This window comes from Caballeronia cordobensis (assembly GCF_001544575.2).
GTDB classification, from domain to species: domain Bacteria; phylum Pseudomonadota; class Gammaproteobacteria; order Burkholderiales; family Burkholderiaceae; genus Caballeronia; species Caballeronia cordobensis.
The window spans coordinates 77,831-99,215 of record NZ_FCNY02000021.1; the positions used below are offsets into that span (position 1 = coordinate 77,831).

Annotated in this window: 17 protein-coding genes and 3 pseudogenes; 6 read left to right on the forward strand and 14 right to left on the reverse strand. The window is 62.8% G+C overall.

From position 1 onward, the window contains the following. Positions 1-782, forward strand: a pseudogene (locus AWB70_RS30375) (substrate-binding domain-containing protein). Between the two features lie 15 nt (positions 783-797). Here AWB70_RS30375 and AWB70_RS39445 read toward each other — a convergent pair. Both AWB70_RS39445 and AWB70_RS30385 read right to left on the reverse strand, forming a co-directional pair. Continuing rightward, positions 798-953: pseudogene (locus AWB70_RS39445) on the reverse strand (dicarboxylate/amino acid:cation symporter); the annotation flags it as partial. 574 nt (positions 954-1,527) lie between these two features. Next, entirely contained in the window at positions 1,528-2,442 is a 915-nt protein-coding gene (locus AWB70_RS30385) for a LysR family transcriptional regulator (protein WP_053568943.1), read from the reverse strand. A 97-nt stretch (positions 2,443-2,539) separates the two neighbouring features. Here AWB70_RS30385 and AWB70_RS30390 point away from each other — a divergent pair, with 97 nt between their 5' ends. Beyond that, positions 2,540-3,607 carry an SDR family oxidoreductase gene (locus AWB70_RS30390; RefSeq protein WP_053568923.1) on the forward strand — a complete coding sequence of 356 codons (1,068 nt, stop codon included), beginning with the start codon at positions 2,540-2,542 and terminating at the stop codon, positions 3,605-3,607. Between the two features lie 318 nt (positions 3,608-3,925). On the opposite strand, the gene AWB70_RS30395 is transcribed toward AWB70_RS30390, so the two are convergent. Together AWB70_RS30395 and AWB70_RS30400 are read right to left on the reverse strand one after the other, a co-directional pair. Continuing rightward, positions 3,926-5,170 (reverse strand): MFS transporter, encoded by a 1,245-nt coding sequence (locus AWB70_RS30395; RefSeq protein WP_053568942.1) that lies wholly within the window; start codon positions 5,168-5,170, stop codon positions 3,926-3,928. 44 nt (positions 5,171-5,214) lie between these two features. Further along, positions 5,215-5,607: an autotransporter domain-containing protein gene (locus AWB70_RS30400; RefSeq protein ID WP_053568922.1), complete on the reverse strand. Its 393-nt coding sequence runs from the start codon at positions 5,605-5,607 to the stop codon at positions 5,215-5,217. Between the two features lie 484 nt (positions 5,608-6,091). Between AWB70_RS30400 and AWB70_RS30405 the strand changes: the two genes are divergently transcribed. Then, entirely contained in the window at positions 6,092-6,529 is a 438-nt protein-coding gene (locus tag AWB70_RS30405; protein ID WP_053568921.1) for a nucleoside deaminase, read from the forward strand. Between the two features lie 329 nt (positions 6,530-6,858). Further along, positions 6,859-7,327 (forward strand): annotated as a pseudogene (locus AWB70_RS30410) (methyl-accepting chemotaxis protein); the annotation flags it as partial. A 205-nt stretch (positions 7,328-7,532) separates the two neighbouring features. Here AWB70_RS30410 and scpA read toward each other — a convergent pair. Genes scpA through AWB70_RS30455 form a run of 9 tightly spaced genes read right to left on the reverse strand, consistent with a single transcriptional unit; the run spans position 7,533 to position 16,169 of the window. Next, positions 7,533-9,635, reverse strand: coding sequence for a methylmalonyl-CoA mutase (scpA, locus tag AWB70_RS30415; protein ID WP_053568919.1), 2,103 nt, complete (start codon positions 9,633-9,635; stop codon positions 7,533-7,535). Next, positions 9,632-10,456, reverse strand: coding sequence for a Pnap_2097 family protein (locus AWB70_RS30420; RefSeq protein WP_053568918.1), 825 nt, complete (start codon positions 10,454-10,456; stop codon positions 9,632-9,634). Before AWB70_RS30420 ends, scpA begins: the two co-directional genes overlap by 4 nt. A gap of 9 nt (positions 10,457-10,465) precedes the next feature. Further along, positions 10,466-11,755 carry an MSMEG_0569 family flavin-dependent oxidoreductase gene (locus tag AWB70_RS30425; protein WP_053568917.1) on the reverse strand — a complete coding sequence of 430 codons (1,290 nt, stop codon included), beginning with the start codon at positions 11,753-11,755 and terminating at the stop codon, positions 10,466-10,468. 30 nt (positions 11,756-11,785) lie between these two features. Next, positions 11,786-12,070 carry an MSMEG_0570 family nitrogen starvation response protein gene (locus AWB70_RS30430; RefSeq protein ID WP_045455481.1) on the reverse strand — a complete coding sequence of 95 codons (285 nt, stop codon included), beginning with the start codon at positions 12,068-12,070 and terminating at the stop codon, positions 11,786-11,788. A gap of 22 nt (positions 12,071-12,092) precedes the next feature. Next, positions 12,093-13,052 (reverse strand): sll0787 family AIR synthase-like protein, encoded by a 960-nt coding sequence (locus AWB70_RS30435; protein WP_053568916.1) that lies wholly within the window; start codon positions 13,050-13,052, stop codon positions 12,093-12,095. Continuing rightward, on the reverse strand, positions 13,049-13,609 hold the full coding sequence (locus AWB70_RS30440; protein ID WP_053568915.1) for an MSMEG_0567/Sll0786 family nitrogen starvation N-acetyltransferase: 561 nt from the start codon (positions 13,607-13,609) through the stop codon (positions 13,049-13,051). Before AWB70_RS30440 ends, AWB70_RS30435 begins: the two co-directional genes overlap by 4 nt. A 1-nt stretch (position 13,610) precedes the next feature. After that, complete coding sequence (locus tag AWB70_RS30445) at positions 13,611-14,681, reverse strand: MSMEG_0568 family radical SAM protein (protein WP_053568914.1); 1,071 nt, start codon at positions 14,679-14,681, stop codon at positions 13,611-13,613. After that, on the reverse strand, positions 14,674-15,681 hold the full coding sequence (locus AWB70_RS30450) for a Nit6803 family nitrilase (RefSeq protein ID WP_053568941.1): 1,008 nt from the start codon (positions 15,679-15,681) through the stop codon (positions 14,674-14,676). Before AWB70_RS30450 ends, AWB70_RS30445 begins: the two co-directional genes overlap by 8 nt. 5 nt (positions 15,682-15,686) lie before the next feature. Then, positions 15,687-16,169, reverse strand: a complete 483-nt coding sequence (locus AWB70_RS30455; RefSeq protein ID WP_045453114.1) for an MSMEG_0572/Sll0783 family nitrogen starvation response protein — start codon at positions 16,167-16,169, stop codon at positions 15,687-15,689. Positions 16,170-16,570: 401 nt separating this feature from the next. On the opposite strand from AWB70_RS30455, the gene AWB70_RS30465 reads away from it, so the two are divergent. Continuing rightward, positions 16,571-17,962, forward strand: a complete 1,392-nt coding sequence (locus AWB70_RS30465) for an aminotransferase-like domain-containing protein (protein WP_041732091.1) — start codon at positions 16,571-16,573, stop codon at positions 17,960-17,962. A 14-nt stretch (positions 17,963-17,976) separates the two neighbouring features. Here the strand turns inward: AWB70_RS30465 and AWB70_RS30470 are convergent, their stop codons facing one another. Beyond that, positions 17,977-19,188 carry a DUF2252 family protein gene (locus AWB70_RS30470; RefSeq protein WP_053568913.1) on the reverse strand — a complete coding sequence of 404 codons (1,212 nt, stop codon included), beginning with the start codon at positions 19,186-19,188 and terminating at the stop codon, positions 17,977-17,979. A 359-nt stretch (positions 19,189-19,547) separates the two neighbouring features. Between AWB70_RS30470 and AWB70_RS30475 the strand changes: the two genes are divergently transcribed. Further along, entirely contained in the window at positions 19,548-20,852 is a 1,305-nt protein-coding gene (locus tag AWB70_RS30475) for a tetratricopeptide repeat protein (RefSeq protein ID WP_235024393.1), read from the forward strand. The last annotated feature ends 533 nt before the right edge of the window (positions 20,853-21,385 follow it).

Genomic DNA, 21,385 nt, shown 5'->3' on the forward strand with positions numbered 1-21,385 from the left:
ATGAAATCCTTCCTTCTCAAGTTCTGCATCGCCGCGCTGCTTCCCGCCACACTGCCTGCACGAGCGTGCAAGCGGCCGGACTGCACGTCATGAGTTCGGGCGGATTCACCGCCGCCTATAAAGTGCTCGGACCCAGGTTCGCGGCAGCAACGGGCAACACGCTCGATACCGCACTGTGACCGTCAATGGGCAAATCGCCGGAAGCCATCCCGAACCGGCTCGAACGCGGCGAGCCCGCGGATGTGGTGATCATGGTCGGCTACGCGCTCGACGAGCTCATCAAGGAAGGCAAGGTCGTGCCCGGATCGCGCGTCGAGCTTGCGGACTTGCGTATCGGCGCGGTCGTGCGCGACGGCGCGCCGAAACCCGATATCGGTTCGGTCGATGGATTGAAGCAAACGCTGCTGCACGCGAAATCGATCGCCTACTCGCACAGCGCAAGCGGCGTCTATATCGAGCGTGAGCTGTTCAAGCGGCTCGGCATCGAAGACCAGGTGAAGGTCAAGGTGAAAATGATCCCGAAGATTCCGGTGGCGTCGGTCGTCGCCAATGGCGATTACGAAGTGGGATTCCAGCAAGTCAGCGAACTTCGTCCGGTGAAGGGCGCCGCGTTCGTCGGCAAGATTCCGGAGTCGATGCAATCGGTCACACGCTTTGCCGCCGGTATTCCCGTCGGCGCGCAGCATCCGATCGAAGCGAAGCCGTGGCTCGACTATCTCGCGTCGCCCGAAGTCCAGCCGGTCGTCACGTCGACGGGACTCGATTCCGCTACGACGCACTGAGTGCAGCACAACGACTCAGCCCGGTAGGCCCGCGGGCTGATCGAGCGAGTCAACGGCGCGTGGCCCGACGCGCAATGCGATGAGCTGACTCGCTCTGCCGCACGAACGCTGCCACATTGAAACAAAGATCACCGCGCAGGCATTGCTGATCACGCTCGTCAGGGCGCGCGCCTAGAACAAGCTTGCGGACAAGTTCGGTGCGTCCGCACTGTTCAGGTTTCTACACTGACTTAGTGTCTTTGGAGACACGCAACGTCAAGGACAGAGAGGGCAACGTCCTGCTTTCGCCGCCCGCACTGACGCCGCGGTTCCTCGCGTCCGCTGCGTTGTTCACAGTCGGATGCGGCGGAATGACGCCGCGCCGAGTGGAAGTCAGTCGGTCACGGCGAGTTGCTTTGATCCTTCATCCGCGACGGGAACGTAGTGTCGTGGCTCCAGATTGAAAACACTTCACTGTTCGAGCGACCTCAAAAGCCGTCCCAGATCGCGGGGCTCGACACGGATGACCCGTTTGCCAGCAAAATAAAAGGGATTTCGAAGCAAGGAGAGCCCGAGATACGAGGCGACGCTGGTACTTGCGACGGTCGAACCAGAAGCGTGAGTCTACAGAGCTGCCCCTTCGCAAGCGACTGGCTCCAGACTCCGCCCCGCGAACATAGGGAAGATACACTGAGGATCAAGGGAGCTGCGTTTGCGATCGAAATCATTTGAGCAAGAGTCCGATTGAGAGGTCGGACGATCTTGTTCATCGGACACGTAAATGCCCTTCGAGCATCTGTGCCAGCACATGGACCTTCGGCGTCAGTTGCCGCGCTACCGGCCACAACAAGCTGAGCGGCAAGCCATCAGTTGCGGCCTCACCAAGGATCGTGACGAGGTGGCCGGCCTTCAGATCATCCCGCACCAACCAGGTCGCGAGTTGCGCGATACCAAGTCCCGCCCGTACGAATGCAAGTTGTGCTTCGGCGTCGCCTGCCACGATGCGTGGACGCACGACGCATTGCACGACTTGCCCGTCCGCCGCAGCATACGACCACGGCGGCTGCGTGCCATCGGACCGTCCGTATACGACGCAGGCATGTTCCTGCAAGTCGTCGATCCTCTGCGGCATGCCGTTTTTCTCAAGATAGGCCGGCGCCGCGCAGAAGATCAGTCGTTCGCGGCCTAGAAAGCGCCGGCCGAGCGACGATGGCAGATCCGGCGGCCCGCCGATGCGCACAGCGAGATCGATGCCTTCTTCAGCCAAATCGACGAAGCGGTCTGCGAACAACAGATGCGGCCGCACGTCCGGATATTGCGCTGAAAAGCGCGACAGCACCGGCACGACGCACAGACGGCCGAAGGAGGCCGGCAACGCAACGCGCACGGTACCAACCGGCTCGCGCTTTTGCGCGGCGAGAATGGCTTCCGCCTCCGCGAGCTCCGACAGAATGCGCGTGCAGGTTTCATGGAACGCACGCCCTGCGTCGGTGAGCGCGAGGCTGCGCGTCGTCCGCTCGAATAGCACAACGCCGAGCCGCCGTTCGAGCCGAGCAACGCTCTTGCTCACCGCCGAACTCGTAAGGTTCAGTCGTTCCGCAGCCGCCGTGAAGCCGCCCGCGTCGGCGGCGCAGACGAACGGAACAATACCTTTCAGGCGTTCGGTCGGAAATGCAGCCAATTGATGAAATATATTCGGTTGAATATAGAAATAGTATCCCAAATGAGAAATTCAGTCTGAAGTATCCTCGAGCGATGAACGAAACTCGGACTTACACATGAATCATCGAGCACTGATTGTCGGCGCCAGCGGCATTGTCGGGCGAGCCTTAGCGGATCGTCTGCTGTCGGCCGGCTGGACCGTTTATGGACTATCGCGTGGACGTACGGCCGGCGTGCCGGGGTGCCGACTCATCGTCGCGGATCTCGCGTCGGCCGAATCTGTCGCGGCTGCGACGGCGAACGTCGACGTCAGCCATGTGTTTTTCACCGCTTGGGCGCGGCAGGCGAACGAGAAGGAGAACATCCGCGTCAACGGCGCGATGGTCCGCAACGTCCTCAATTCGTTGGGTCGGCGCTCGAAGCTCGAACATGCAGCGCTGGTTACCGGGCTGAAGCACTATCTCGGCCCGTTCGAGGCATACGCGTCCGGCGCAGTTCCGGATACGCCTTTTCGGGAATCTCAGGGGCGTCAGCCGGTCGAGAATTTCTACTACGAGCAGGAAGATCGGCTCTTCGACGCCGCGGCGCGCGAAGGCTTTACTTGGAGCGTACATCGCCCGCACACGGTTATCGGCTTTGCGCCCGGCAACGCGATGAACATGGGGCAGACGCTCGCCATCTACGCGACGCTATGCCGACATACTGGCCAGCCTTTCGTCTTTCCTGGCTCCGCCGCACAGTGGAACGGCCTCACAGACATGACCGATGCACGCCTTCTTGCACGGCATATTGAGTGGGCGTCGACGAGCGAAGCGGCGCGAAACGAAGATTTCAACGTAGTAAACGGCGACGTTTTTCGCTGGAAAACGATGTGGGGGCAACTGGCCGGTTATTTCGGCATCGAAGCGGCACCATTCGACGACATTGTGCGACCACTCGAAGGTCGGATGCTGGACGCCGCGCATCAATGGCGCGATGTTGCCGCAAAGTACGGCCTGGTGGAGCCGGACATCGATCGGCTCGCGTCGTGGTGGCACACCGACGCCGATCTTGGCCGTCCAATGGAAGTCGTGACAGACATGACCAAGAGTCGTAAGGCCGGGTTCCTCGATTACCAAGGCACGCCAGATGCGTTCTTCGACCTGTTCGAGCGACTCAAGGCAGAACGTTTCATTCCCGGTTAAGGGGTAGCGAACGGCCGCTGTTCGGGGCGAATTCAACCGGTCGATGCAACACAACGGAAGGGGATGCGCCCTTGGCTTCGGACTTCCTCGATGAACAGGAGCAGATTCGCGGCGTTACGGCGCGAACGCGTAACCTGCGCTTGACGGCAGTGCACTCGATAAACGTCCGGCTCAGGGCCGCCACTTCCTTTGTTTGTGTCTTGTCGAGATAGGCGGTCATCTTGCTCATCCAAACGGCTGTTGATCTCGACGCCTACTCTAGGCCGCGACAATGAGCCAACAATTACGAGCCAGACGGCGAAAGAATCGACGCAGAGACTATGTCGCCGATCCGTCGCGGCACGTCCCCCGCCGAAAAGCCGGCGCAAAGCCGATCAGACCGGCGACGGGGCCGATTGCGAGCAGCCAGGTCGAATCGAGGCCGATGCGCTCGAACAGCGCAGTTGCGGCCGATATCGAAACGACCGTGAGCGCAAAGCCGATAGCGTTCTGGATCGCCAGCGCGCTTCCGACGAGCTCCGGCGGACAGGCATCGGCCGATAAGGCAGAAAATTGCGGAGAGTCGGCGATGACGGTTGCTCCCCACACGAGCAACAGGGTCAGGAGCCAGGGCGCGCTCGCGTCGCGCCACACGAGCGCGAACAGCACGCAACACGTACCCGATATTGCCAGCGCGCCCGCGGCCACACGCGCGCTGCCGAACCTCCGCGAAAGCACACCTCCCGCGAGACAGCCCGCTGAACCTGCCACGAAGATGAGAAACGCGAGACCCGAAGCGCCTCCGGCGTGACCGCTGATCGCCAGCGACGAATGTGCGACATAGAGCGGAACCAGTGTCCAGAACGCGTAGAGCTCCCACATGTGACCGAAGTAGCCCAACGCCGCGGCGCGAAAATCCGCGCGCCTGAACGTATCGAGAAGACCGGGGGATGACGAACCCTTGACCATCACGTGGCCATCGAGCGGGCCGCGCTCGTGCGTTCTGTCGCCGAGGACGAATATCAGCAAGGCCGCCAGCAGAGCCAGCACCGACGAAGCCCCGATGATCGCTTGCCAAGGCAGATTCGTTCCCATCGCCTTCAGTGCGTGCGGGAGTCCGGAGCCCAGCGTCAGCATGGCGACGAGCTGCGCGAGCGCCGGTCCGGTTTTCTCTGGCGCCCAGCTCACGACCAGTTTCATACCGATCGGATAGATGCCGGCCAGACACACACCGACAAGAAAGCGACATATCACGCCGGAAACGATGCCAGTCGCGAGCAGCGCGAACATCGCGTTGAAGAGCGCGCCGAAGATGGCGCTCCAGACGAAGATGGAACTCGCGCGAAAGCGGTCGGCATTTCCGCGCATGGACATCGCAAGCGTACCGAGAATGAACCCAACCTGCACGGCGCTGGTGAGCCAGCCGATATCGCCGGCGCTCGCGTGCCAGGCTCGCGTGATCCCCGACGCAGCGCCATTCGCGCTAAACCAGAGCGACGTGCCGAACAGTTGAGCAAGGGAAATCACAGCCACGGGCCCGATGCGTTCGGCGAGCAGTCGCCGCGCACCGCGGAATTCGGTCATCGCCACGGGGAACCTCCTGATCTTCTGGCCATCGGTCATGCCGCTCAAAACAGATAGTTCACGCGCAGGATGCCTTCGTTCGAGCTGTAGCCGCTGCCGAACTGGCCGTCGTACTCCAGCTTGAGTTCGGTGCGCTTCGATACGCTTGGATTCACGCCGACCTTCACCTTCGCGAGCGACGAAGGCGCCGATGCCACCGCCGAGAACGGCGCCACGCCCGGCGCACTGCCGACGAACTGTGCGTTCGCATCCCAGTAATTGCGGTTATGGAACACGCCGCCGACCGCGAGGTCCGGCCACAACGTCATGCCGTTTGCAAACGTCCAGCGTCCGCCCACTTCCAGCATCGGCGACACCGACAGCGTCGTCGCATTGGCGCTGTTCACCGCGAGGTCGAGCGCGCTCGCACCCTGCTCCGTGTAGGCATTCGTATGCATATGGACGAGTGCACGTCGACATAGGGCTTCACATACGAGTCGTTCATCGGAAGGATGTAGACGACGCGCGAGTGCAGGCCGGCTTCGTACGCGTTGAACGCACCCTTGGGCTGTGCAGCATAGCCCGGCAGCGTCACGTTGCGGGTCGAGTCGTACCCGCTAAGGCCACCGTCGACGCCGCCCGAGCGCCATCACGCTGTGCCTTTGACACGAGCACTGCGCGTCGCTTTCTGATGCTTCGAAACGGAGTGTGCCGACTTCACGGGGGCGAGGAAAATACCGTCTTTCAATGGCGGTATACGCATCCGATATAGCGATCGATCCGCATTTTCGCGCTATCCGATACCGCGCCTCGCGGCCCTTCGGCATCGCGGTGACAAAGGCGTTGACAAACCGGCACATCGCGACGAACGTTAGTCGTCTTGCGTCCTTCAACCGCTTGCGACTTGCCCACGACACGGCGCCGCCATGAAAATCCGACAGCATGCGGTTCGCGATCGAAGAAGCGAAGAAAAATCCGGCATACCCATTCGGCGCCGTCGTCGTGCACGAAGCATCGGGCGAAGTGCGCGGGCGAGGCGTCAACATGTCGATTGAGAACTCGATGTATCACGGCGAGGTCGTGGCCATGAACGATTGTGTTGCGAGGTACGGAAACCGCGGCTGGCAGGAGTGCACTCTCTATACGACGGGAGAGCCCTGTTCGATGTGTACCAGCGCGATGGTCTGGGCGGGCATTCCCCGCATCGTGTGGGCGAGTTCGATGAACACGATCAAGGCAGCCGGCATCAATCAGATCGAGCTTTCCGTGATCGAGGTAGTCGAGCGATCGAAATCGTTTTATCGGCCGGAGGCGCTCGTTGCCGGCGTGCTGGCGGCCGAAACAGATCGGATGCTTTTGCATCGCGAGAGAGACGGCTGATCCCTAAACCTGCGGTCATACCGTGCTCAGCGACGGAAGCGGGGTCAGTGAATTTCTGGTCGTTAAGTATTTATGATGGAGACGGCCCGATGAACGCAACTGTCTCTAGCTATAGCGATAGCGGACCTACAGATGACGTGCTCCTCTTGATCCCGAGTGACCGCTTGTGGCACATGACCGAAGTTTGCGGGTCAAGTGCGTCGCGACCTCGAGAACGCGGCGCGAACTTCAGCACCCGACCCTGCGTGGACGTTGTCTTTCTCTGGCTGGTTGCCCTGGAGCAGACATCGGCGCAACAATTGACTGAGCGTCTCCCTGGCACCGACCCTACCGGAATGATCGAGACCATCGCGTTCCAGACGGACATCCTCGCGCTGAATGCGGCCGTGGAAGCCGCGCACAGACGAAGAAGGCCGTGGCTTCGCCGTCGTCGCGGGCGAAGTCCGCGCGCTCGCACAGCGGGCGTCTGTCGCGGCGAAGGAGATCAAGGAACTGATCGTGGTCCCGTCCGGGAGAGTGCAGGCAGGCGCGGAACAGGCCGCGCTCGTCAACACCAACATGGAACGCGTGAGCAAGGCGATCGGTCAGCTATCGGATGTCGTCGGCAAGATCAGCGCGGCATCAGATGAGCAGAGACGCGGCGTCGCGCAGATCCATGAAGCGATCACGCAGATCGACGATGTGACACAACAGAATGCGGCGTTGGTCGAGCAGGCGACGGCTGCTGCGCAGTCGTTGCGAGAGCAGGCCGGCACAATGAAGCAGGACGTCGGACTTTTTCCGTCGGCGGCAGCGTGACATCTTCGCTGCCGCGCCTACGGCCGCGTCTGTACGGAAGCCGGCACGACCGCTGGCGTTTCAGTTAAAAGCTGCATCGGCGAAAGCCCAGGTTCTTCCGGCAGCCACGCAACCGCAATCGTAGCCGTCTGCCGCGGCAACGGCCGGTGACGGAGAGTGGGATTCGTTCTAAAGGCACTGGGAAGGCCGCGCCCTATCAATCCTTTTACGTCAAAAGGCCCGTGCGATTTTCTGTCTGCGAAGGAACCAGGCGCGATTCGGATTGCGCATTCGGGCAGATCACCTTCACCAGCCGTTCGACGATCTCGTGCATCGTCGAACCGGGATTGAATACGTCGGCGACGCCTTTCTTTCGCAGCAAGAAGACGTCTTCGTCGGGCACGATTCCGCCTAGGACGAGCGGCGTATGCACGTCGCGATCGGCAAGCTCGCGCAGCAATCGAGGCACGAGCGTGCCGTGCGCACCGGCAAGCGACGAAACGCCGATAACATCGTACGAGCCTTGCGCAGCGAGCTTCGCGACCTGGGCCGGCGATGCGAACAATCCGGTAGTCGTCACATCGAAGCCTGCATCTTCCAACGCGGACGCCACGACACTCGCGCCGCGATCGTGTCCGTCGAGTCCCAGTTTCGCGATCAGCATGCGTGGCTTTCGACCAAGCCTTTCGCGCAGTTGCGCGACGCGAGCGCATGCCGTGTGCCATGCGTCGTCACGACGATATTCGCCATACACGCGTGTCGTATTCGCCGTTGCCGGAACATGACGCGGCCACATGGCTTCGAGCGCGCGCGTGCATTCACCAACCGTCGCGCGGGCGCGCATGCAATCGATCGTCAGCGCGAGCAGATTGTCGGCTTCGTCGCGTGCGGCGCACGACAATGCGGCCAGCGCGGCGCGCACGCGAGATTTGTCCCGCCGGCGCAGCACGTCAGCGATTCTGTACGACTGCTGCACGCGCACCCGCTCGCCATCGATCGCGAGACAGGCGGGCATATCGTCGTCGGCATCGTCGACAATGAACGCGTTTGCGCCGACGATCATCTGCATTCCCGAATCGATGCGCGCCTGCGTCGCCGCCGCGCGCTCTTGAATCTGCCGATGAACCCAGCCCGTGCGAATCGCTTCGAGCGCACCGCCGCGCGCCTCGATTTCGTCGCCAATCTCGCGTGCTCGCTCTGCGACGCTCGCAGTCAGCGATTCCATCATGTACGAACCTGCCCACGGGTCGACGACATCGCACAACCCCATCTCGTGCTGAAGAATCAGTTGCGTGTCGCGTGCGAGCTGCGCAGCGGATGCCGATGGCAACGCAAGCGCTTCGTCATGTGCATTCGTGTGCAGCGATTGAGTGCCGCCGAACACTGCCGCAATCGCTTCGACGGTCGTGCGAACGATATTGTTCTGCGTGCGTGTCGCACCGAGCGACCAGCCCGACGTCTGGCAATGCATCCGCAGCGCGCGACTCTTCGCCGACGTCGCCCCCTCTTCTTCGGCCATGCTCGACCAGATGAGCCGCGCCGCGCGCAGCTTTGCGATCTCGCCAAAGAAGTCCGTGCCGACGCCGAAGAAAAAGCTCAGTTGCTCGCAGACGGCATCGACGTTCAGGCCGCGCGCACACAGTGCACGCACATAAGCGCGGGCGTTGGCGAACGTCAGCCCTAGCTCCAGCGATGCATCCGCGCCCGCTTCCTGAAAGTGATAGCCCGAAACGGATAACGCCTTGAAGCGCGGCATCCGCTCGCTCAGAAACTGCACGACATCCGCGACGATTCGCATCGACGGTTCCGGCGCGAACACGCAGGTGTTGCGCACCATGAACTCCTTGAGGATGTCGTTCTGCACGGTGCCGGAGAGCGACGCCATCGCGATGCCGCGTTCCTCCGCCGCGACGATGTACGCCGCAAGCACCGGCAGCACGGCGCCGTTCATCGTCATCGACACGGAGACGCGTTCGAGCGCGATGCCTTCGAAGAGACGCGCCATGTCGTCGACGGTGTCGATGGCCACGCCCGCGAGGCCGACGTCAGCGCGCGCTTCATCGTCGGTCGAGTCGTAGCCGAGTTGCGTCGGCAGGTCGAACGCGACGGACAAGCCCTGCGCACCGCGATCGAGCGCCCGGCGAAACGCGAGGTTCGAATCGGCGGCATCCGCGTAGCCGGCGTACTGGCGGATGGTCCACGGTCTGGCCGTGTACATCGATGGATACGGTCCGCGCACGAACGGCGCGGCGCCGGGCATCGAGTCGAGATGCGCGAGACCTTCCAGATCCGCCGCCGTGTAAAGCGGCTTGCGCGGCACGCGGTTCATGCGCGTCTCCGTGTCTTGTGTGTCAGTACGTCGGCGATCTTCACGCCATCGCGCATGCGCTCGATCTCGCACCAGTGCGCGATGCGCGCATCATCGATCAACGCGCGGCGAAACGTTGCCCGCAGCCCTTCGCCGACGTTGATGTTGCCGTGATAATGCAGCTCGCGCGACACGAGCGCGGGCAAGTCCGCAAGACGCCACGTCTGCCATTCCGCACGATCGACGAACGCCTGAAAGCTCGCGAAGTACAGAAAGTCCGCGCCGTTGAAGTCGCTGTACGGGCACGGCAAAAACTCGACCGGCGCGCATTCGGCCGCGTGCAAAGCGATTCCGTCGATACTCGCTGCTGCTTCACGCAGGCGCAGCTTGCGCGCCATCTCCTGCATGTCGGCGATGAGCGGATTCATCGGCGCGATCTCGCCTTTGAGGTTCGCAAAACTCGCCCGCGCGACCGAGCGATTGTTGCGCGCTTCGGTGCGTCGTACGAAGGTGGACATCATCGACAGCGCGGCGATCGAGTCGTCTTTGCCGCTCACGCGATGTTCGCTGAGATGCCGCACCGGCGCGACACGCGAAAGCTCGGTGCGAATGCGCAGCGCGTCGTTCTCGCGCACATCGTGCATGCCGTCGGCGCGCAGCCGGATCGACGTAAACGCGGCATACGCGCGGCTGCCCTCGTCGGAGATGAAGTCGCTCGCCGTTTCGCGCGCGAGCGCGTCCCAATGCCGGTCGCCGCACTCTTTCAGCAGCCAGTTCTCCGACAGCCCCGCGCAATTGAGCTGCGGCATGCCGGCGCGATAAGGATCGTCGTGACGAGGCATGAGCTTCCTTCACGCGCACGCGATCGACGCGCGCTCCGGCGCGTTTGCCCGCTCCGCGCACACTGCATCGACGATGTACTGCGCATCGCGCGCCACGCCGGAAAAGCGGCCCGAGCCCCAGGTATGCAGCCATGGCAGGCCGATGAAATAGAGACCCTTCACCGCCGTCACGCCGCGCATATGCGACGGATATCCGCGCCCGTTGAACACCGGCGCATCGAGCCACGCGAAGTCCGGCGTAAAGCCGATGCACCATACGATCGACGTGATCCCGCTCGCCTGCAGATCGAGCTCCGCGCGCTCTTCCTGCGGCTGCCAGATGGGTACATAAGGCGCAGTGGGAGGCGCGTCGATGCCGTGCTTCGCAATGAAAGCATCAATGCTCGCGTTGATGCGGTTATAGGTATCATCGGCGTCATCGAGATTCGCGCGCAGGTTGGTCGCGAAACGCAGCTTGCCGTCGCGGAAGTCTTCGAGCCGGCCAAACAGCTCCATGCCTTCGAGCGCGAAGCGGCGCAGATCGATGTCGCGTCCGCCATCCCGGCCCGTGACGTAATGATTGGTGTTGTCGCGCACGCCTTCACGCAACGGATGATCGGTCACGGGCATGTCGTAATAGCGCATGTCCGCGAGCCAGTCGACGACATCGCGGCCGCGATGAAACCGCGCGCAACGCGGCGCCTCGCCGACGGCGAGATAAACCTTGCGTCCCGACAGATGCAGATCCTCCGCGATCTGCGCCCCCGACTGACCCGAGCCGACGACGAGCACCGCGCCGGGCGGCAGCGCATCGGCGTTGCGATATTCCGATGACTGCACCTGCACGATGTTAGCGGGCAGACGCTCGGCCATGCGCGGCACGATCGGCGTGTGATAGCCGCCCGACGCGACGACGATCTGATCGGCCGTGAACTCGCCGCGCGTGCTCGTCACGGCGAAGCGTCCTTGCGCGTCGCGCGTGACGCGCGTGACCGCCGCGCCTTCGAGCACCGGCGCATTCACCTTGGCGATGAACGCATCGAGATATTCGATGATCTCGTCCTTCTTCATGAAGCCGTGCGGGTCCGCGCCCTGATACGGATGCCCCGGCAACGCGCATTGCCAGTTGGGCGTCACGAGGCAGAACGTGTCCCAGCGCTGCGTGCGCCATGTGTGCGTGACGCTGTGCTTCTCGAGCACGAGATGATCGATGCTGGCCTGCTTCAGGAAGTAGCTGGCCGAAAGCCCGGCCTGTCCGCCGCCGATGACGATCACGCTGTAATGCGCCGGCGCGGTCTGCGATGAATCGATGTTCGACATATTCAATCCCTCTACCATTCGACAAGTGAGTCAATCGAGCGCCAGCACGGTGACGCGTGCGTCGTGCGCTTCGCTGAAGCGGCGCGCATCCTCTTCGATGCGCGCAAGCTGATCGAGCGCGGCCGAGCACGCGAAGCCGTATTTCTCCCGCACGCGCTCCGAGCCGATGTTCAGCGCCTCGCGCGAACGCGCGACGAAATCGCCGACGCTATAGCTTTCGCCTGCCGCGAAATACTCGCCGACGACGGTCGAAGGCGAATAGCAGTTCGCCTCGACGCCGTCGGGCCAACGAACCAGAAAATGCATCACTGGCATGGTGTAGCCTCGGTTGAGGGGTTCATCGCGCACATATGAAGGGCTCCTCGTTCAGGTTCCATAGCAACGCGGCATCGCCGTCGCGCGTCAACACGACTTCACGCGATGCATCCACTTCGCCGATCACCGCGCTCGCGAGGTCGCGCGAAGCAAAGCGTGCGAGCACTTCATCGACATGTTCGGGGCGCACGGAGAGTAAGAAGCCGAAGCTCGGAAACGCCGTGAGCCAGCGCTCGAAATCGACGCCTTCGGGACATGGCAAGGCATCGAGATCGATGCGCACGCCGGCTTTCGAACATTCGACCAACATCAGCGCGGTGCCGAGCGCGCCCGCCATGCTGATGTCCTTCGCGGCATCGCACAGGCCGTCTTCGGCTAGCGTGGGCAGCAGTTCGTAATCGCCACATGCGCGGCCAGCCGGCGCGCCGACCGATGCATTCCAGAACGGATAAGGCTCCTCGAAACGGCCGCGCAAATCGACGGCCATCACGAGCGCATCGCCGGGGCGCGCGTCGAAGCTCGTCAGAAGCTTCTTGGCCCGCCCGACGATCGCCACCGCGAGCTGCGCGCCGTCGCTGCGCACGTTGCTATGGCCGCCGACGATCGGCACGCGATACGCCGACGATGCCGCCGCCATGCCCGCGAGCACGTCGGATGCCGCTTGCGCGTCGCCGCTCCACAAGGCATCGACGACGGCGAGCGGACGTCCGCCCATCGCGTAGATATCGCTCACGTTCACCATCACGCCGCTGTAGCCCGCGAACCACGGCATCGCGCGCACGAAGTCGCTCACCAGCCCTTCGATCGCGAAGAGCAGATAGCCGTCGCCATCGGGAATCGCGGCGCAGTCGTCGCCTATCGGCACGTTCGGCACCGAATGCGCGAGTGCGGGCAGTCGCGACAACACGCCCGAGATATCGCTCTTGTGACGAAACCCGCGACTCTCGCGCAAGCGTTCGACGAGACCGGCCAGCGCGTTCACGACGGCCTCCGCGCCAGCGCGACGAATCCGCTTTGCGGCGTGACGCACGGCGGATACGCATCGAGTTGCGCGCGCATCAGATGATGCGCGCGGCCGAAGAGCGTCTCTTCCTGCTGCGTGTCCCAGCGCAGACGCCGGAAAAGCGGTACGTTCTGCGCCTGCACGTGCGCGAGAAAAGTCTCGCATCCGAGCGCGTGTGCGCTCGACACCGCGAGGCGGATCAGCGTCGAGCCGATCTTGCCGTGCGAACGAAAAGCCGCATGCACCGCGAGCCGCGAGCCGAGCCATGCGCGCGGCTGCGTTTCGTGGATTCGTACCGTGCCGACGACCTGCTCCGGCATGCCCGCGACGCAACTCAGCGCAACGAGAAGTTGCGCGCGTTCGTCGATCTCATCGCGATCGTCGCCGACGAACACGCCCTGCTCGATGCAGAACACCGCGCGGCGCAGCTTGTACGCTTCATCCGCTTCCCACGGCAGCGTCGCCCACTTGACGCGATACTCGACCGGCGTGTAGGCGAGATCGAATGCATCGCCTTCGATGGCTTCGACGAACATGTCACACCTCGTACGAAGAAAGCGACGAGCACGCGCCGCATTTGGCGCAGCCCGCTTTGATATCGGCAGAGCGCATGCTGGCGTTTGCGAGCATCGCACCGATGGGCGCCAGCACTGAACGCATGAAATCCGGCGCGGGCGCGGGATGATCTTCGAGCGGCGTGCCGCTGATCGGCACGAACGGCACGACGAACGGATACACGCCGAGCGCGATGAGCTCACGCGCCGTATCGACGATGGCCTGGGCGCTGTCGCCCAGCCCCGCGAGAATGTACGTGCTCACCTGTCCGCGTCCGAACACGGCCACCGCCGCCTCGAAGGCTTCCATGTAACGCGCGACCGGCACCGTCGCCTTGCCCGGCATGATGCGTTCGCGCACGGAAGGCGTCACCGCTTCTAGATGCATGCCGAGCGTGTCGATGCCGCTTGCCTTCATGCGCTCGAACCAACGATCGTCGTCGGGCGGCTCACATTGCGCCTGGATCGGCAGATCGACTGCGGCCTTGATCGCGAAGGCGCTTTCGCAAAGGATCTGCGCGCCGCGATCGGACGTCGGCGGCGTGCCGGTAGTGAGCACCATATGCTTGACGCCATCCAGCAGCACGGCGGCGCGCGCCACTTCGGCAAGCTGTTCCGGCGTCTTGCGCGCAATCGTGCGCCCCGCAGCGAGCGACTGGCCGATCGCGCAGAACTTGCACGACTTGCGTCGGCTCTCGTAGCGGATGCAGGTTTGCAGCACGGTCGTCGCGAGCACGTCCGCGCTATGCAGCGTCGCGATGTGCGAGTACGGCACGCCGTCGAGCGTCTGCATCGCATAGAAGCGCGGCGCCTTCGGAAAGCTGATGCTCGCAATTGGAATCGCATTGCGCATCAGCGCGCTTTTGCCGTTCGCATCGGGCTCTCCGGCGACGAACGGCGACTCCCACGCGGTGCTCGTATGCACGGGCACCATGATGGTCACGCCATCGACCGTCACCGCCTTGTGATCCGACGGTCCCGCGCCGCCGCGCCGGCTCGACACACCCGCGCGCGGATCGACGAGCCGCAGGCCCGTCGACTGAAGCTCAGTCATCAATTGCCGTGTCGATGCCGGCAGGTTCTCTTGAGCGCTCATCGTGTTCGGTGTCCTTGAAGGAAGTGACGGGCGATGCCGGGCGATCGTTGATCGCGAGGCTCAGCAGCTCGGGCCGTGCGTAATGACCGACCGAATCCATCATGCGTTTGCGCTTCGTGATGAGCGCCATGTCGAGATCGGCGATCACCATGCCCTCGCCTTCGCGCAAAGGCTCGGCGAGATGCTGGCCTTCGGGCGAGACGATCGCCGTATTGCAGCCGCCGCGCAGTGCGCGTTGCAGGTTCGGATCGGGCGTGACGGCTTCGATCTGCGCATCGGTCAGCCAGCCCGTTGCATTGACGACGAAGCAGCCCGATTCGAGCGCGTGATGGCGGATCGTCACTTCGATCTGCTCCGCGAAGATCGGACCGACCAGCGAGCCGGGGAACTGGCTGCAATGGATCTCTTCGTGCTGTGTCATCAGCGCATAGCGCGCGAGCGGGTTGTAGTGTTCCCAGCAAGCGAGCGCACCGACCCGTCCCACGCCCGTTTCGACGACCTTTAGACCGGCTGCGTCGCCTTGTCCCCAGATCATGCGTTCATGAAACGTCGGCGTGATCTTGCGGCGCTTGAGCAGCAGCTTGCCGTCGGTATCGAAGATCAGTTGCGTGTTGTACAGGCTGCCGTGATCGCGCTCGTTCACGCCGAGCACGACGACCATGTTCGCGAGCCGCGCGTGTTCGGCCACCGCCTGCGTGACCGGACCCGGCACCACGACCGCTTCCTCGTAGAGCTTCATGTGATCCGCGCCCGATGCCACCGGCGCGCGCACGAACGAGAAATACGGGTAATACGGCACGAAGGTCTCGGGGAACACAATGAGCTGCACGCCCTGCGCCGCAGCTTCGTCGATGGCCGTACAGACGCGGTCGAGCGTGCCGTCCGGACGCTCGAAGTCCGGCGTGATCTGCACGGCGGCGGCGCGCACGATGCGCTTTTTCGAAAGGGCATCGGCCATGATCGTCACACGGTCCACGTATGGATGACGAGCGCGTTCTCCTTGCGATGAAGCAGCTGGATATCGAGAACGTCGAGCGGGTTGATCGGACGAATGCCTTCGATGAGCGAGGCTTCGCCGTGTCCGTACAGCGCCTGCAACGCGAAGCGGCACGCGTACACCTTGCCGCCTTCGGCCATGAACTTCTGCAGTTGCTTGTTGAAGTTGAGATGGCCGGGGAAGGCTTCGTCGCCGAGCGTCGGAAAGCCGCGTTGCAGACCGAGCGTGACGCCGGGGCCGTAGAGCAGCACCGACGTATCGAAGCCCTTGCGTTGCAGGCGCGTGGCCTGCAGCATGTTCACGAAACCGATCGAGCCTTCGAACGCAACCGTATGAAACGTGACGAGCGCCTTTTCACCGGGTTCGGCCTTCACATCCTCGAAGACCTTCTCTTCGTAGTCGACCAGAAAGTCGCCGTTCTTGTGAAGCGGTTGATTGACTGCGGGCATGGCATTCTCCGATGTATGGGTTCGCGAACGAGCCGTCGCGCTCGATCGTTATCGATCGCTTTCATCGCGACGGCGAACGCTAAAACGCAACGGATATGCCAATGATTGGCCCGCGAAATGCAATCACTTTGCAATCAAGCAAAACGATCTTGCATGCGCGAACCGAAAATTTTTTGCGGAAGCCTTGATTCACGGGCCTTCGCGACGCGCCGCCTCGCTCATGCTCACACAGCCCACGCACGATTTCAGCGCAGAAAAGCGTGTGCATGGTGCGCGGCACACCGAAGCCGTGCATCGATGCGATCAATGCAATCAAGTGCGATCAGCGCATGCGATCTCTTTTCGATCGATTGTTTTGTCATGCTAAGGTCATCCGAACCATCACCGGAGACATCGCGGTCATGAATCAGCTTGCGCATCACTGGGTCAGGAAGCTCGAAGACAGCAGAAAGCCCGCTTATCTGACGATTCCCGATCTGATCGAGGAAGACCTCGCGAGCGGCCGGCTTCGTCCGAGAGACCGGCTGCCCGGTCTGCGCGACCTCGCCGATCTGCTCGGGCTGAACTACACGACCGTCGCGCGCGCGTATGCCGAAGCGCGCAAGCGCGGCCTGCTCGATTCACGCGCGGGCAGCGGCACGTTCGTGCGCGGCAGAACGCAGACGTTGCCGCTCGCGGGTGGCAGCAGTGTCGAGATGTCGATGAACATGCCGCCCGAACCGCCCGCGCTCGCGGCGCGGCTGCGTGCATCGGCGGCGAGTCTGATGGAGCGCGCCGATCCGTTTCAGTTGCTGCGCTATCAGGATTTCGGCGGCACGGCGGCGGATCGTGTTGCGGGACGCGAGTGGCTCAAGGCGCGCATTCCCGATGTCGATGTCGATACCGTGCTCGTCTGTCCCGGCATTCATGGCGCGCTCGTCGCGCTGGTTTCGCAGCTTGCGCGGCCCGGTGAAATAATCTGTCTGGACTCGCTCGCTTATCCGGGGATCAAGGCGATCGCATCGCAACTGGGCGTGCGCCTGCAAGCCGTGCCGCGCGACGATGAAGGGCCGCTGCCGCATGCGTTCGAAACATTGTGTCGAACGGAAAAGCCCGGCGGCTTCTATTGCAATCCGACCTTGCAGAATCCGAGCACGTTGACGTTGACACGGCAGCGGCGCGAAGCGCTGGCGGATGTGGCCCTGCGCTACAACGTGCCGATCATCGAGGACGAGCCTTATGGGATGTTGCCTTGCGATGCACCCGCCACGCTTGCCGAACTTGCGCCCGAACTGACGTATCACGTGACGGGCTTATCGAAGACGCTCGGCGCGGGGTTGCGTGTCGCGTATCTGAAAGCGCCGACGTCGCGGCAGACTCAGCGCATCGCGGGAGCGTTGCGGGCGACGACGGTCATGCCGAGTCCGTTCACCGTGCTGCTCGCAACGCAATGGATCAACGATGGCACCGCCGCCGACGTGCTCGATTCCATTCGCGATGAAGCAGCGGCGAGGCAGGCCATCGCGTCGGCGGAGCTTCGAGGTCTCGCCTTCGACGCGGATCCGCAAGGGTTTCATCTCTGGCTGCCCGTGCCTTCCATGTCCGACTGGAGCGCGCCCGAACTTGCCTTGCAGTTGCGCAATCAGGGCATCGGCGCGGTGGCCGGCGCCGCGTTCTCTACCGATGGCAATCCGCCGAATGCACTGCGACTGTGTCTCGGCGGGCCGCAGGATCGCGAGGATTGCCGCGAAGCGCTAAGGCGCGTGGCGGACATGATGGCCGATCCGCATCATCTGCATATGCCCATGCTTTGAAGCGATGCGTACCATCAAGCACCGGTGGCGTAACGTCGGCAATGCTCCAGGTAGCCCGCTTCGTGGCTGCTCACCAACTGAACGATGCTGTTCCAAAGCCATAGCGGCGCGTCGATGTTCTTCGATCGATTGCGGCCGAGTTCGGCTCGCCACTCCCGCTTCGTAGCGTCGTCCATCTGCCGCGCATGCGCCTTGCCTACGACGCCCGCGAGATAGTGCGCGACGTGCATCGCGTCATCCTTGCCGAGTTGCCCGATTTCGAGCTTCATGTCCTGTGGCAACAACTCGCGGATCACCACGCCGCGATCGAGCAGGCGTGCCGCGCGCATGCGTTCACCGAGATACGGCGACAGGTTTCGCGCACCTTCGAGGACGCGCAAGGCGTTGTCGCGCGGCATCGCGACGTCGTCGTACCGGGGCGCGGCGGCCTTCACACCTTCCTTGATGTCCATCAGACACAGGTCGTCACCTTCCACGACGCCACCATCGACATCGAGCAGGACCGCATAACGCAGACGGCCGAGCGAGCTGCAACCTTTCACCCAATACGCCGCGTCCAGCACGACGACCTCGCCGGACTCCTTGCGTCCCTTCAGGCTCGTCGGCAGGCTTGCGATGTCCTCATGGGCGAAGAGCGCGCCGATCGCCTTTCGCTCGTCTCTGGCAAGCGGCCAGAATCGTTTGCCCAAGGGAATCGTCGGATGCAGATCCTGGATGCGCTCACGCGCGAGATGCTGCCACGATCGACGCACGGCTTCCTTCATCGTTACAAGAACGGGTTCGGGACGCTTGAGGTCGATGACTTCATCCGCGAAGGCGGATTCATATCCTGCGGCCAACGCCTCGACCATTCGCACGACGTTCAGGCCCGACAACGATGATCCGCGCGCAGCCGTCGCGAGCGACAAACCCAGACGAACGACGTCATGCACAGGGTTGCCGATCACCGTCTGGTCGAGGTCGCGAATCTGGATTTCCACGTTGCCTTTGGCATTGGCAATCGGTCCGAGATTGCCGGTGTGGCAGTCGCCGCAAATCCACACCCCCGGGCCGCGGGGCAACGATTCTCCGTTCGCGTCCATCAACCACTCATAGAATCGTTCGGTATTGCCTCTGACGTACGCGTGCGGCGAGCGCGCCATCTTGCAACGGCGCAGTTCGGTCAGAAGCGCCTGCCGGTCATCGGGCGCAGGCATTCCCTTGTTCGCTTTGCTGTTCTTGCTCATATCCGATTGCCACGAGTAGTCGGCAATCAGAGCAGGAGCTGTGCCCTTGTCTTCCAAACGGCTTACGCGGACGGCGAGTCACGCAGCCATTCAGGTGTCGAAGCGTGTCTCCAGCACGCCGGCGATATTCGCCAGATTCGCCTTGAGCTGTTCCAGTGCGAACGACAGCGTCGACAACGCCTGCAACTGCCGTCAATCGTTCGCGGGTTCGAGAATGACCTTCGCGATATCCGATTGGACAGCAGTGGACGCATCGTTCAGCGGCCCGAGAGAGCGTTCGGCAGGCGGCAGCCGCGCGCCGCTGCGCATCCACGAGTTTTTGCGCCGCGCTCGCTGACGAGACCTCCGCGAATGTCGGCATGCTTGATCCGCAGCGGATCCTGGTGATCGCTCGCACTACGGCCGCTCGCTATCAGCGGGCCAACAAGAGCATCGCGCAGATCGCTCGCGAACTCGATGTCGACTATGTGCTAGAAGGATCGCTGATGCGCGAAGGCGGACGGGTTCGCATCCTGGCGCAACTGATTCGCTCCTTCGATCAAGTGCAGCTCCTGAGCTGCGCGCACGAGCCGATGGCCAAAGGCGCGCTCGATATTCAAAAGGAAGTTGGCGCGGCGCTAGCGAGGGAGGTCTCGCCCGCCCTCGCCGAGCGGCAGCAACACAGGTTGTCACGCAGGCTTCCGATCGATCCGGCCGCGCACGACGCGTATCTGCGTGGCCGTTATTACTGGACGCGCCGCGTGCATTTTGATGCCGGCTTCGCCGCACATCATGCGCTGAACGACGAGGACTTCATACGTGCGCACAGCTACTTCGAGACCGCCCTAGATCTCGACCCGACCTATGCACTGGGCTACGTGGGGATGTCGAACATCTACGGCTCCACGGCAACCCATGGCTTCTATGCGCCCTCGCAGGGCTATCCGAAAGCGCGCGAGGCGGCACTGCGCGCCTTGGAGCTCGACCCAAGCCTTCCCGAGGCGCATCAGGCCCTCGCGGGCGTTCATTACTTCTACGACTGGGACTGGCGCCGCGCGGAAGAGGAGTTTCTCGCGGCCCTGCGCCTGAACCCTAGCCACGCCGAAACCAGCCGCCTCTATGCGCGATTGTTGCTCGTGCTCGGCCGGGAGGCGGAAGGACGCGCCCAGTTTGAACTCGCGGAAAGAGTCGATCCCCTCGGATTCGAAGGTTCGCGTGTCTTTGGGCTCGTGCAGTCGGGCCGGTATGACGAAGTGATTCGCGAGTATCTCAGCGCGGGGCGTGGCCCGAGCTCGCCGCTCATATATCAATTGCTCGCGACCGCTTTCGAGGTCGAGGAGCATTTCGAGGAAGCGATCGACGCAACCATCGACGCACTCACACGCTGCAATGAATTCGCCCGTGCCGAGGCGATTCGGACAGTGTGGTGTTCGGGCGGCTATAAAAAGGTTCTCGAATGGTACCTGCAAGATTTGCTGGCAAGACGGCGACACCGATATACCTCGCCTTTCCTGCTCGCCGAGATCTACGCGCGGCTCGAGAGGCCGGACGAGATGTTCCACTGGCTTGAAGTCGCGCTCGCAGAACGCTCGCCCCGGCTTTGCGAGCTTCGCACGAACGCGTGGTTCAGGCGTTTCCGCTCGATGGGACGTTTCCGCAATGTCGAACGGCGCATCGGCCACTGACTTTCCGTGGGACGACCGTTCAGTGATGGCGAAACGTATCGGACCGCATACGCATTTCACTCGACCGGGCAGAATCGCCAGGACTGGAAGAACTTCGGTCCAGGGACGAAAGCGAACCTGCGCTCGCCGACGTATCTGCTACGCCGCCGATATCCTTTGCGGACTGCGTTGATTGAGGCGGCTGGGTCGACGGTCTGTCTTGCGCCCAAACGTGGCACGAGACGACCATCGCCGCGACAACCGCTACGACTTGGGTCATTTTCATTTCAGCTTACTCCGGTTCCGGATTTAGCACGGCTGTCGAGAAACCAGTCGTGAACGTCGGCGCGTAGAAGAGCCTGCGGATGGCTGTGAGTTCACGCCTAGCCGTCAGGGTGCGCCGAGCGGCGCACGGGGGCCATCGACGAAATCTGAAGAAACGCTTAAGCACGCCCGGTTGAGCCGGCGTCCAGTCGGCAATCCGCACATAAGTGTGTCGCGGATCGACGCCAAGCGGACCACCGATATGCCGAAGCGCACGACTGCAAAGCTTC